Raw genomic sequence first — 12,390 nt, 5'->3', positions numbered from 1 at the left:
TTGGACGAATCCAGCGCGCAAGCGAGCACCCCCATCTTCCAGCGCATCAAGGACTACCTGGTCGGCGAAATCGCCACCGGACGCTGGAAGGAAGGCGACCTGGTGCCGTCGGAACAGGCGCTGGTACGGCAGTTCGGCGTCTCGCGCATGACGGTCAACCGCGCCGTGCGCGAGCTGACCGCCGAACAGGTGCTCACGCGCCGCCAGGGTTCGGGCACCTATGTCGCGCCGCGCAAATACCAGGCGACCCTGGTCGAGATCCGCAACATCGCCGACGAAGTGCGCGCCCGCGGACACCGCCATGCCAGCCGCCTGCACCTGCTTGAAGAAGCGCCTGCGACCGAGGCCCTGGCGCTGCAGTTCGGCCTGGCGCCGGGCGCTCCGCTGTTTCACTCGCTGATCGTGCACTTCGAAAACGAAGTCCCGATCCAGCTCGAGGACCGCTGGGTCAATCCGGCCTGCGCCCCGGCCTACCTGGAACAGGATTTTGCCAGCATCACCCCGAACGAACACCTGATGGCGGTCGCCCCGCTGCAAGGCGCGACCTACAGCCTCGAGGCGCTGGCCCCGCCGCGCGACGTGGCGGAACTGCTCGGCATCGACGCCCGTTCTCCCTGCCTCGTGCTGAAACGCAGGACGACCTCGCACGGCGCCGTGGCCTCGGTCGTCACGATGTGGCATCCGGGCCACCTGATACAGTTCAACGGCAGCGTGGGCTGAAGGCAATGCCTTAATACTGGACAGAATATTTTGTACAACATGTGCCATGGACAGCCGTTCTCGCACATAATCCCTGCCAGTCAATAATTTGCCGGAACCAACTGTATGAATGACCTCGCCGCATCAAGCCAGCCGCCGCGCGTGCTGGTGCTCGACGACGATCCTTTCATGCTCGAGATGCTGAAAGACATGCTGCATACCATCGGGGTTAGTGCAGTCTATACCGAAGCCAGCACCCGCCACGCCTTGTCCACGCTCGCCGAGCAAGGCCCGGACGTCCTCATCTGCGATCTCGCCCTGCCCGACATGGACGGCATCGAATTCCTGCAGGCAGCAGCCGAACGCGGCTTTCGCGGCGGCGTGATCCTGCTGTCGGGCATGGATTCCGGCGTGCGCGATGCCGCCGGCGAACTGGCGCGGGTGCTCGGATTACGCGTGGCGGGTATCTTCCGCAAGCCCATTGGCCTGGACCAGTTGCGCTCGGCGGTGATGTGCTGAGGGTATGTTAAGATTTTGTACAAAGGCCCGAACACTTTTTGGGAAAATAAGGTATGATTCGGCCTAAATCCCCCGCCTGACGTCCTCCCGACGCCCTTCCCATTGAGTTCGCGCACTTTGCCTCCACCATTGTGCTGCAGCTGTTTTATCAACAAGCGGAAGCCGGACGCGCCTTAACACGGTCGTCTCCAGGCGTACATTGATCCTTACCTCTCTTTGAGGAAAACATGAGCGAAAACATTAAACACATCAGCGATGCTTCTTTCGAAACCGACGTGCTCAAGTCCGAGCTTCCGGTACTGGTCGATTTCTGGGCCGAGTGGTGCGGTCCGTGCAAGATGATCGCCCCGATCCTCGAAGAAGTCGCTAAAGACTACAACGGCAAGATCACGATCGCGAAGATGGACGTCGACGCCAACCAGGCTATTCCAGCCCAGTTCGGCATCCGTGGCATCCCGACCCTGATCCTGTTCAAGAACGGCGCCGTGGCGGCGCAAAAAGTCGGCGCACTGGCCAAAGGCCAATTGACCGCCTTCATCGACAGCAACATCTAAACGCATAGCGGCGGCAGCGCGCCCGCACTGCCGCCATTGTCCGGACGGGATCCGGTCGGCTCCGGCCGCTTCCCAACCTGACGTTGTTTAACGCAGTTTATTTATTCCACGTCGTTCCCTCCCCTACCTTTACCTTCCCGTCACGGGACACCCACACAACATGCACTTATCTGAACTGAAGGCAATGCACGTCTCCGCGCTGCTGGAGATGGCCATCGGCCTCGACATCGACAACGCAGCCCGCCTGCGCAAGCAGGAACTGATGTTCGCGATCCTGAAGAAGCGCGCCAAGTCCGGCGAGCAGATCTTCGGCGACGGCGCCCTCGAAGTCCTGCCGGACGGCTTCGGCTTCCTGCGTTCGCCCGATGCCAGTTACATGGCCTCGACCGACGACATCTATATCTCGCCGTCGCAGATCCGCCGCTTCAACCTGCATACGGGTGACTCGATCGAAGGCGAAGTACGCACGCCGAAAGACGGCGAACGTTATTTCGCTTTGGTAAAGGTGGACAAGGTCAACGGCGAATCGCCGGAAGCCTCGAAGCACCGCATCCTGTTTGAAAACCTGACGCCGCTGCACCCGAACGAGCCGCTGCGCCTCGAGCGCGACATGAACGGCGCCGAAAACATCACCGGCCGCATCGTCGACCTGATTTCCCCGATCGGCAAGGGCCAGCGCGGCCTGCTGGTCGCGTCGCCGAAGTCCGGCAAATCGGTCATGCTGCAGCACATCGCCCACGCGATCACCGCGAATCATCCTGACGTGACCCTGATCGTCCTGCTGATCGACGAGCGTCCTGAGGAAGTGACCGAGATGCAGCGTTCGGTGCGCGGCGAAGTCGTGGCCTCGACCTTCGACGAACCGGCGACGCGCCACGTGCAGGTTGCCGAGATGGTGCTGGAAAAGGCCAAGCGCCTGGTCGAAATGAAGAAGGACGTCGTGATCCTGCTCGACTCGATCACCCGCCTGGCGCGTGCCTACAACACCGTGATCCCGGCTTCGGGCAAGGTGCTGACCGGCGGTGTCGACGCCAACGCGCTGCAGCGTCCGAAGCGTTTCTTCGGCGCCGCCCGTAACGTCGAAGAAGGCGGCTCGCTGACCATCGTCGCGACCGCCCTGATCGAAACGGGCTCGCGCATGGACGACGTCATCTACGAAGAATTCAAGGGCACCGGCAACATGGAAGTGCACCTCGAGCGCCGCCTGGCCGAGAAGCGCGTCTACCCGGCGATCAACCTGAACAAATCGGGTACCCGCCGCGAAGAACTGCTGATCAAGCCGGACCAGCTGCAAAAGATCTGGATCCTGCGCAAGCTGCTGTACTCGATGGACGAGATCGAAGCGATGGAGTTCATCCTCGACAAGATGCGTGCGACGAAGACGAATATCGAGTTCTTCGACATGATGCGCCGCGGCGGCTAATTACCGTTAAAGCATCGACAAGGGCAGCTGCGGCTGCCCTTTTTTGTTTGCGCAGGTGCCCACGCGTAAACGCCGCGACCACCCTGCGTGCGGTTGCCACGGCCGCCCAACCGATTTATAATCGTCGGTTCAGCAGTTCAACTGGCAAGTGAGCGGCAATCGGGTCACGAAGCAAGACGACCGACGAAGTGCTGTTTGGCTACCAAATAAACCCAAGGCAGAAACATGAAAACCGAAACCCATCCAGATTACCGCGAAGTCGTCTTCCACGACGTGTCGTGCGACTTCAAATTCGTGACCCGTTCGACCATCGCTACCCGCGAGACGATCAACCACGAAGGCAAGGACTACCCACTGATCAAGATCGAAGTCTCGGCTGAATCGCACCCGTTCTTCACCGGCAAGCACAAGATCGTCGACACCGCTGGTCGCGTCGAGAAGTTCCGCCAGAAGTTCGGCGCCGTCGGTTCGAAGACCGCAGTCGCGAACAACGAAGGTTAATTTCAGGAAGCCCCACGCGGGCTTCCCGAAGCCCGCCAGGGTCTCAAAAAAAGAAGCCGTTCGGCTTCTTTTTTTTCATCTTTTTATTCCTCGCTATACTAGCGCGACATTAATTCCAGACATCAGACTTATCGATGAAACCAGTCCGCCTCCCCGCCGCCGCCACGCTGGCCCTGCCGCGCTGGGCCTTGTTCGCACTCGGCCTGCTGTATATCCTGCCGGGGCTGATCGGCCGCGATCCGTGGAAGGACGACGCCGGCAGCTTCGGCATCATGTGGACCATGGCCCGCGGCGGCCTGAACGACTGGCTGTATCCGAACGTCGCCGGCCTCCCGAGCACGGACGATGGCCCGCTGGTGTTCTGGCTGGGCGCCATCTGCATCAAGCTGTTCGGCTGGATGCTGGGCGACGTGCTGGCCGCGCGCGTGTCGAACATCGGCATGTTCGTCACCGGCGGCATGTCGCTCTGGTACACCGCTTTCCACCTCGGCCGCCGGCCCGAAGCACAGCCGCTGCGCCTGGCCTTCGGCGGCCAGCCGGAACCCGACGCCTATGGCCGCACCCTGGCCGACACCACCGTCCTCGTCTACCTCGGCTCGCTCGGCCTGCTGCTGTACAGCCACGAAACCCTGGCCGTCACCCTGCAGGGCTCGCTGGTCGCCTATTTCCTGTACCGCGCGGTGCGCTATATCGAGACCGCCAGCGTCCGCAACGCGGCCCTGGTCGGCCTGGCGCTGGGCGCGCTGGCGCTCACGCGCGGGCCGGTGTCGCCGGTCGTCCTGCTGCTGGCGCTGCTGCTATGCACGCGTTTCTTCCGCATCCCGGCCGCCAGCGCGCTGCGCCACATGGCGGTGGCGGCGGTCGCGGCGCTGGCCCTGGCCCTGGTCTGGATCCTGCCGGCGACCCTGGTGCAGCCCTACGGCGAGTCGCCGGTGGCGGCCTGGTTCGGCGCGCACATGGGCCAGTTCGACGTGCCGAGCTGGACCTCGGCAAAAGCCTTCTTCCGGGTCGGCGTCTGGTTCTTCTGGCCGGCCTGGCCCTTCGCCGGCTGGGCGATCTGGGCCTGGCGGCGCCAGGAAAACATGCTGCACATCGTATTGCCGCTGACCTTCCTGGGCGCCCTGACCGCGCTGTTCCTGTGCGACCCGTCGCCCGAGACCGGCGACCTGCTGAAACTGCTGCCGCCGCTGGCCCTGATGGCCGCCTTCGGCCTGCCGACGATGAAGCGCGGCGCGATCAACGCCATCGACTGGTTCTCGGTGATGGCGCTGACGACCCTCGCCGCCCTGGTCTGGCTGTTCTGGATCGCCAAACTGACGGGCTGGCCGGCCCAGCTGTCGCACAATGCCCTCAAGCTGGTGCCGGGCTTCGTGCCGGAATTCGGCATCATCGCCTTCACCGTGGCGGCCGCCGTCTCGATCGGCTGGATCTGGCTGGTGCGCTGGCGCGTGTCGCGCCAGAGAACGGTGCTGTGGCGCGCCGTCGTGCTGTCGTCCAGCGGCCTGATCCTGCTGTGGGTGCTGCTGATGACCCTGTTCCTGCAGGACCTGAACTACAGCAAGAGCTACGCCGGCGTGGCACAGGCCCTCGCCGCCAAGCTGCCGGCGGACGCGAACTGCATCGACACCAACGTGGGCGCGGCCCAGCGCGCCTCCTTCGCCTACTACGGTCGCCTGCCGTTTGTCGGCGTCGAAGGCGGCCAGTGCGATTACGTGCTGCTGCAGGACCGGGTCAAGACGCGCGACGACCGCCTCCTGTCGCGCACCTGGGGCACGCGCGGCGCCACGCTGCTGTGGGAAGGCCGGCGTGCCTCCGACCGCGACGAGCGCTTCCGCCTGTACCGGCGCGCCCGCTGACCGTCAAGCCGCCCCCTTGGGCGGCTTTTCTTTTGGCGCTGTTCGCGTTAAGTGTGGAATATGCCGATGGCCGCCCGCAGCAAAGCCTCCGGCGTCTTGACGCGGGCGCCGTCGAGCGCCCAGCGCCAGCCAGCGGTGCGCCCGTGAGGACGGCCAGGAGTACTGCTCCCGGTACGAACAAAAGTCGTTTCCATGGTGTCGCCATCGGCAAGTTGGCGGTGGTTCGGCGGGTCGACGTGCGCCCGGGCAGATTTATTGAGTCACGTCAACTCCAGGGCGCAAGCGGGGCCGACAATGACAAAGGCCATGCCGATCCAGATTCGCCCCTAAGAGGAGACAACATGAAAAGCGTAATGTTCTCGGAAATCGTCGGGGCACCGCGCGGTGCCGGACCGCGCCGCCTGTCGCCGCTGGCCGCCTACGGCCTGACGCTGGCGCTCGGCACGCCGCTGCTGGTGCTGGCCCTGCGCCTGCTCGATCCCGGCGCCCCGCTCGCCTGCATCGTGCTGCCGGTGCTGGCCGGCCTGGCCCTGCCGCTGTGCACGCCCGCCCCCGGCCGGCTCGACGTCAGCACCCGCTTCGATGCGCGCCACCTGCGCGCCACGCTCGACAGCGCGCTCGCCGACCTCGGCTACGCGCAGGTATGCGCCGGCCCCGACCGCATCCGTTACGCCAGCACCGCCCGCGGCTGGCGCACGCGCTCGCTCAGCGTGCGCATCCAGCCCCATGTCCTCGAAGTCGTCGGCCCGATCCCGACCCTGCGCGCCCTGCAGGCGGCGCTGGCCGGACCGGCCGCGTCGACCGCTCCCGCCGTCCCCGCCACCTGCCGCACCGATCTTTCAAGCCGGGAAACTGTTGCCGCTGCAATCCAAATCAGCGATAATGCGGAGCGCGTTGCCGGGATGGCGGAATAGGTAGACGCACGGGACTCAAAATCCCGCGCCGCGAGGCGTACCGGTTCGATTCCGGTTCCCGGCACCACACGCATGAATATAAAAAACCCGCGTTCTTCTTTGGAGAACGCGGGTTTTTGCTTTTGTAGCGCTGTGCCTGCAGCCCAACAGATAGCAATCTCGCGGCTACTTGTGTGCTATCCTCGACAACTAAATCAATTGCCTTGGGATAATTTTCTTGCTCAACCGGCAGGTTTTACTCCCAGTCCACCCTTTATCCAAGCGTACAGGCAGGCCGTGAGCACCATCGACTCCATCAGCCAATCCGACACGGCCATTGCCCGTGCCAAAGGTTTTTCGGAATGCGTGATCGCGCTGCGGCGCGCACTCACGACGACGCCGGTTGGATGGTCGCTTGCGGTATGGTTCTGCTGGGGCCGCGTGCCGCTGGGCTCGATCGTGTCGTGGCTGGCAACGGCTGCCTTTGTCTGGGCGGGCAGCCTGTTCGTTTTACAGCGGGTGATCGGCGCCGGTTCGAAGGTGGATGTGCATCGCAGCTGGGTGCACTGGGTCGCCGCGCTCGATGGCTTCGGATGGGGCTTGTCGACGTGGTTCCTGGTCGGATACGACCCCGTCCTGGACGCCATCCTGATGGCCCTGCTGTGCGGCGTCACCTCCATCAATGCCCAAGTCTACGGTACCTACGTATCGGCCTATTATTCGCAGATCGGCGTCCAGCTGGCGGTGTCGGTACTGGGTTTATTGACCGCGTCCAATAGTCCAAGCGCGCTCGATTTCGCTGCCGGCCTGGGCGTGTTCATCGCCCTCACCGCCTACTATTCGCGCGCCATCGCACAACGTCTGATGGAAGGCATTCGCTTGCAGTATGCGAATGGATTACTGGCTGCCCAGCTGCGCTCGGCGCTGCAGAAGGTGGAGCTCGATGCCGCGACCGACGCGCTGACCGGGCAGTGGAACCGCCGGGCACTCGACAACTTCCTCAAGCAGCAAGTCGAGCTGCAAACCGTCGCTTACCAGCCCTTTTCCATCCTGATGCTCGACATCGATTTCTTCAAACAGATTAACGATGAACTGGGTCACATGGTCGGCGACGATGTCTTGCGCGCTTTCGCGCACAGGTTACGCGCTGACTTGCGGCCGGGAGATTTTTGCGCCCGCTTCGGCGGCGAGGAATTTTTGGTCGTGCTGCCGCAGACGGCCCTGGGCGTCGCTCTCGAAGTGGCGGAACGCATTCGCAAGGGCATTGCGCAGTCTCCTCTGCTGGAAAAGCCGCGCGTGCAGGTCACGGTGTCGATTGGCGTTTCAACAATGGAGCAAGGGCAAAGTATCGCTGAATTGCTGGCCAGGGCCGACGCTGCCGTGTACCACGCCAAGAATACGGGGCGTAACCAGGTGCGTCCTTCCGTGAACATGCCTGCACAAGCCAGCGGCGTCGCGCACCAGGATTTTCTCATGTAGCCGCCAACGCGGCGCGCAACGCGGCTATTTCGCCGGCTGCCGCACCGACCAGTTATCGTAGGCCCGCTCGATCTTGCGCATCGTTCCCTCCCGCGCGAGCGCGGCGAAGGCCCCGTTCAGGCGCGCAATGAGCGCGTCCGGCATGGCGCGGTGGCAGGCAAGATAGACGTCCAGGCGGTTGAACACCAGCACCGGCACGATCTGGCCGGCCCAGCCGTTCTGCTCGAGCACGGGGCTACCCACGCGCAGGGCGGCGGCCCAGAGGTCGATGCGGCCCAATAAGAGCTTGCGCGGATTGGTCAGGTCGTTCGGCGCCGAGTCGACCCGGAAGCCGCGGCTGCGCAGGTACTGCTCGCGGGCGTCGCCGTTATAGGTGCCGATCCGGTAGGGGCGCGCATCGTCGAGCGTGCGCAGGGCGAAGTGGTGGTCGGCGCGCGCCATCAGGACCCATTCGGCGCTGTCGATCGGCCCCACCCATTTGAACAAGGCTTCGCGCTCCGGCGTGCGGGTGGTGGAGTAGACGCAGGCGTCAAGCCGGTCGTGGGCGGCGGCATAGGCGCGCTTCCAGGGCAGCAGCTCGATCGTGTAGGCCATGCCGGCACGGTCCAGGGCCGCCCGCACCTTGTCGGTCGAGATGCCGATCACGCTGCCCTCGCTGTCGAGCATGCTCGACGGGGCCGCGGCCTCGGTCGTGATGTACAGCGCCCCGGGACGGCCCGCCCGCGCACCCGCATCCGCGCTTGCATCGGCGTCCGTATCCGCCCCTGCCGGGCCGGCGCCAAGCAGGCAGGCCATGGCCAGCGCCGCCCATCGAAATTGTCGAATCAGCATATCGTGCACCCATCCTGGGCAATGTAAAAGCGCGCGAAAAGTGCCCCGCATCCACGCAGCATACCGTAACGGCCTGCCCTTGCCTGCGGCCTGGCAATATGCTCATCCTTATGGTGGCATGCGCGCGACAAAGGCTTGCATGTTCGGCAATTTCGACAAATCCAGACAAGACTTTCCGTATGGAAAATGTCATACTGACGATTACGTCGCCTGTTCGGGCGACCTCTTCTGCCGGACCTCCCATGTCGCTTTTCATGTTGCCCGACGATCCGTCGTTGCTCAGTTACGGTGTGTACGACCCGAAACTGGTCGTGCTGTCCTTGCTCGTGGCTATCTTTTCGTCCTGGATGGGACTGCAAATCGCCGGCCAGGCGCGCCAGCAGACCCGCCAGCGCACCCTGTTCCTGCTCACCGGCAGCCTGGCGCTCGGCGCCGGCGTCTGGTCGATGCACTTCATCGGCATGCTCGCCTTTAACCTGTGCACACAGGTTACCTACGACCCGATGATCACCATCCTGTCGAACCTGCCGAGCATCGGCGCCTCCTTCGTGGCGCTGAGCCTGATCGCGCGCGAACGGATCGGCACCCCCAGCCTGCTGGTGGGCGGCGTGCTGCTCGGTGCCGGCATCGGCGCGATGCACTATTCCGGCATGGCCGGCATGCGCATGAGTCTCGACCTGCGCTACGATCCCCTGATGTTCGGCCTGTCGATCGTGGTGGCGGTGGTGCTGGCCACGCTGGCGCTGTGGGTGCGTTTCGGCCTGGCGCGCCTGCGCCGCGTGAGCGAAGGCCGGCGCCTGCTGCTGGCGGCCATCGTCATGGGCTGCGCGGTCACCGGCATGCACTACACCGCCATGGCGGCCGCGCGTTTCGTGGGCACGGTCGGCAAGGACGCCGTCGCCTCCGACACCACCTTCCTGGCGCTGGCGATCTCCCTGATCACGGTGCTGTTCACGGTCGTCGTACTGGCCGCGAACGGCCTGCTGCGCTACCGCCAGCTGTACCTCGAACTCTCGCGCAGCGAAGCCTGGATGCGCGCCCTGCTCACCACGACGGTGGACGGCGTGATCACGATCGACCGCGAAGGCACGATCGAGGAATTCAATGCCTCGGCCGAAAAGATCTTCGGCTGGCGCCGCGCCGACATCGTCGGCGGCAACATCCGCCTCCTGATGACCGAGGCCGAGCGCGCCAACGAGCAGGCCGGCCTGCTCGGCTACCTGCGCGACAGCAGCGCCCACGCGGCGCCCAACAATGAAGAAGTCGATGCCGTGCGCCGCGACGGCAGCCTGGTGCCGCTGCGCGTCGCCGTCGGCCACGCGCGGATGCAGGAGCGCGAGCTCTTCGTCTGCTTCGTCACCGACATCTCCGAACGCCGCGAAATGGTGGCCGCCCTGCGCGCCAGCGAACAGCAGTTCCGCTCCCTGATCGGCACCATCCCCGGCATTTCCTACCGCAGCCGGATCGAAGGCGCGCACCCGATGGTCTTCATCAGCGACGCCGTCGAACGCGTGGCCGGCTATCCGGCGCGTGATTTCCTGGGCGATCCGCCGGCAGACGGTGCCAACACAGCGCCGCGCCGCTGCTTCGGCGCCCTGATCCACGCCGCCGACCGCGTGCGCGTGTCCGAGGCGATTGCGGCGGCGCTCGCGGAAGACCGCCCCTACCTGGTCGAATACCGCCTTCTTCACGCCGACGGCTCGACCCGCTGGCTGTGGGAGAACGGCACCGGCGTGCGCGACGAAGCAGGCAAACTGACCTGGCTCGACGGCGTGATCCTCGACATCAGCGAACGCCGCACGATGGAAGACGCGCTGCGCCAGGCGAAGGACGCGGCCGAGCAGGCCGCCGCCGCGCGCGCCAGTTTCGTCGCCAACATGAGCCACGAAATCCGCACGCCGATGAATTCGATCCTCGGCTTCACCGACGTCCTGCTGGACGGAGACCTGGCTCCGGAACAGCGGCGCCACCTCGACACCGTGCGCAGCAACGGCCGTTCGCTGCTGCGCCTGCTGAACGAGATCCTCGACACCGCGAAACTGGAAAAAGGCGCGGTCGAACTCGAGGTCAACGATTTCAATTTGCTGTCCCTGATCGACGAACTGTCCTCGACGCTGGCCGCGAACGCGCGCGCCAAGGGCCTGCAGGTCGACATCCATTACGACCCGGCCCTGCCGACGAACCTGCGCGGCGACGAGCTGCGCATCCGCCAGGTGCTGACGAACCTGCTCGACAACGCGATCAAGTTCACCGCCGCCGGCAGCGTGACCCTGCGCGCCGAACAGCAGGACGGCATGCTGCACTTCAGCGTGCAGGACACCGGCATCGGCATCGCCCCGGAACGCCTGCAGGCCATCTTCGACCCGTTCACCCAGGCCGACGCCTCGATGACGCGCCGCTTCGGCGGCACCGGCCTCGGTACCACGATCAGTAAACAATTGGTCGAGCTGATGGGCGGGAAGATCTGGGCCGAGAGCACCGTCGGCGCAGGCACGACCTTCCACGTGGTGCTGCCGCTGTTGGTGGCGCGCTTCGCGCCGCAGCAGGCGCGCGTGCGCACCGCCGCCGCCCTGCCGCCGCTGCGCGTGCTGGCGGCCGACGACGTGCCGCAGAACCTCGAGCTGCTGCAGTTGCTGCTCGCGCGCCGCGGCCATACGATGACGGCGGTGTCCGACGGCGGCGCCGTGGTCGACCTGGCCGGGCGCCAGGAATTCGACCTGGTGCTGATGGACTTCCAGATGCCGGTACTCGACGGTCTCGCCGCCACGCGCCGCATCCGCGAACAGGAACAGGCAACCGGCCGCCCGCGGGTGCCGGTGATCGCGATGACGGCCAGCGTGCTCCCCGAACACCGCCGCGCCAGCGTGCAGGTCGGCATGGACGGTTTCGCTTCGAAGCCGGTCGACTGGGTCACGCTGTCGCACGAGATCGCGCGCGTGCTCGGCCTCGGCTCCGGCAATCCGCATGCGGAAGTGGCGCCGGTCCTCGAACGCCATGCGCTCAACCGCGTGGCCGGCCTGAACCGCTGGGGCGGCAAGGAAGACGCCTGGCGCGAAGCGCTGGAACACTTCCACAGCCAGCACGCGATGCTGCCGCAGTTCCTGCAAGGCTTCCTGGCCAGCGCCGACTACCCGTCGCTGCGCATGCTGGCGCATAAAGCGCGGGGTGTCGGCGCGAATATCGGCCTGGAATTGCTGGCCGATGCGCTGGCCGCGCTGGAACAGCTGGCCGAAGGCGAAAAGGGCCAGGCGCTGGCCGGCGTGGCACTGCTGCCGGAAGCCCTGGCCAAGGTCGAGGCGGCGCATGCCGCGGCGATCCTGGCGATCCGCGCCGAGCGCCCGGCCGCCAGCAACGCGCCGGCCGCCCCGCAAAGCGCAGTCGACCTGCCGCGCGCCCTGCGCGCCGGCCGCCTGCTGCGCGACGCCCTGAATCGCGGCGCGCTCGACGACGCCGCGCTGGCCGGCCTGGCTGCGGCGCTGTCCGGCCATCCGGTGGCCGCCCGCGTCACGCAAGTCCAGGCGGCGCTGGCCGACTTCGACTTCGACCTCGCCCAGCAGCAGCTCGACGCCGCGCTGGAAGCGCTCGCCGAACACGACGACGCCTGAACGACAATCCAAAGCAACAGGAAACGATGT

Annotated in this window: 10 protein-coding genes and 1 tRNA gene; 10 read left to right on the top strand and 1 reads right to left on the bottom strand. The window is 65.4% G+C overall.

Annotation, left to right across the window (positions count from 1 at the left end; genetic code table 11):
* The 9 genes from hutC (at position 1) to LPB04_RS08340 (ending at position 7,924) form a co-directional block, all read left to right on the top strand.
* Positions 1–720, top strand: coding sequence for a histidine utilization repressor (gene hutC / locus LPB04_RS08380; RefSeq protein ID WP_227496667.1), 720 nt, complete (start codon positions 1–3; stop codon positions 718–720).
* A gap of 105 nt (positions 721–825) precedes the next feature.
* A complete protein-coding gene (locus LPB04_RS08375) occupies positions 826–1,218 on the top strand; it encodes a response regulator (protein WP_193688237.1) in 393 nt (130 codons plus the stop codon).
* A 227-nt stretch (positions 1,219–1,445) separates the two neighbouring features.
* Positions 1,446–1,772, top strand: a complete 327-nt coding sequence (gene trxA / locus LPB04_RS08370) for a thioredoxin TrxA (protein ID WP_193688236.1) — start codon at positions 1,446–1,448, stop codon at positions 1,770–1,772.
* Between the two features lie 160 nt (positions 1,773–1,932).
* Positions 1,933–3,195 carry a transcription termination factor Rho gene (rho, locus tag LPB04_RS08365; RefSeq protein WP_056343345.1) on the top strand — a complete coding sequence of 421 codons (1,263 nt, stop codon included), beginning with the start codon at positions 1,933–1,935 and terminating at the stop codon, positions 3,193–3,195.
* Positions 3,196–3,420: 225 nt separating this feature from the next.
* Entirely contained in the window at positions 3,421–3,696 is a 276-nt protein-coding gene (locus tag LPB04_RS08360; RefSeq protein WP_193688235.1) for a type B 50S ribosomal protein L31, read from the top strand.
* A gap of 134 nt (positions 3,697–3,830) precedes the next feature.
* Positions 3,831–5,552, top strand: coding sequence for an ArnT family glycosyltransferase (locus LPB04_RS08355; RefSeq protein ID WP_193688234.1), 1,722 nt, complete (start codon positions 3,831–3,833; stop codon positions 5,550–5,552).
* Between the two features lie 341 nt (positions 5,553–5,893).
* A complete protein-coding gene (locus LPB04_RS08350; protein WP_193688233.1) occupies positions 5,894–6,466 on the top strand; it encodes a hypothetical protein in 573 nt (190 codons plus the stop codon).
* Positions 6,449–6,533 (top strand) — tRNA-Leu (locus LPB04_RS08345). The genes LPB04_RS08350 and LPB04_RS08345 overlap by 18 nt, the downstream gene beginning before the upstream one ends.
* A 5-nt stretch (positions 6,534–6,538) precedes the next feature.
* Entirely contained in the window at positions 6,539–7,924 is a 1,386-nt protein-coding gene (locus LPB04_RS08340) for a GGDEF domain-containing protein (RefSeq protein WP_193688232.1), read from the top strand.
* Positions 7,925–7,948: 24 nt separating this feature from the next.
* Here the strand turns inward: LPB04_RS08340 and LPB04_RS08335 are convergent, their stop codons facing one another.
* On the bottom strand, positions 7,949–8,755 hold the full coding sequence (locus LPB04_RS08335) for a substrate-binding periplasmic protein (RefSeq protein WP_227496666.1): 807 nt from the start codon (positions 8,753–8,755) through the stop codon (positions 7,949–7,951).
* Between the two features lie 242 nt (positions 8,756–8,997).
* Between LPB04_RS08335 and LPB04_RS08330 the strand changes: the two genes are divergently transcribed.
* Entirely contained in the window at positions 8,998–12,360 is a 3,363-nt protein-coding gene (locus LPB04_RS08330; protein WP_193688231.1) for an MHYT domain-containing protein, read from the top strand.
* Positions 12,361–12,390 lie beyond the last annotated feature (30 nt).

The organism is Massilia litorea (assembly GCF_015101885.1).
Lineage (GTDB): Bacteria > Pseudomonadota > Gammaproteobacteria > Burkholderiales > Burkholderiaceae_D > Telluria > Telluria litorea.
Note: the sequence above shows the minus strand (reverse complement) of the source record. Positions and strands in the feature narration are given on the sequence as shown.

Excerpts from the sequence above, each read along its gene's own strand:
- LPB04_RS08360 (WP_193688235.1), top strand. The coding sequence starts at position 3,421 with ATGAAAACCGAAACCCATCCAGATTACCGCGAAGTCGTCTTCCACGAC.
- LPB04_RS08350 (WP_193688233.1), top strand. The coding sequence starts at position 5,894 with ATGAAAAGCGTAATGTTCTCGGAAATCGTCGGGGCACCGCGCGGTGCC.
- LPB04_RS08340 (WP_193688232.1), top strand. The coding sequence starts at position 6,539 with ATGAATATAAAAAACCCGCGTTCTTCTTTGGAGAACGCGGGTTTTTGC.
- LPB04_RS08355 (WP_193688234.1), top strand. The coding sequence starts at position 3,831 with ATGAAACCAGTCCGCCTCCCCGCCGCCGCCACGCTGGCCCTGCCGCGC.
- LPB04_RS08375 (WP_193688237.1), top strand. The coding sequence starts at position 826 with ATGAATGACCTCGCCGCATCAAGCCAGCCGCCGCGCGTGCTGGTGCTC.
- rho (WP_056343345.1), top strand. The coding sequence starts at position 1,933 with ATGCACTTATCTGAACTGAAGGCAATGCACGTCTCCGCGCTGCTGGAG.
- LPB04_RS08335 (WP_227496666.1), bottom strand. The coding sequence starts at position 8,755 with ATGCTGATTCGACAATTTCGATGGGCGGCGCTGGCCATGGCCTGCCTG.
- LPB04_RS08330 (WP_193688231.1), top strand. The coding sequence starts at position 8,998 with ATGTCGCTTTTCATGTTGCCCGACGATCCGTCGTTGCTCAGTTACGGT.
- trxA (WP_193688236.1), top strand. The coding sequence starts at position 1,446 with ATGAGCGAAAACATTAAACACATCAGCGATGCTTCTTTCGAAACCGAC.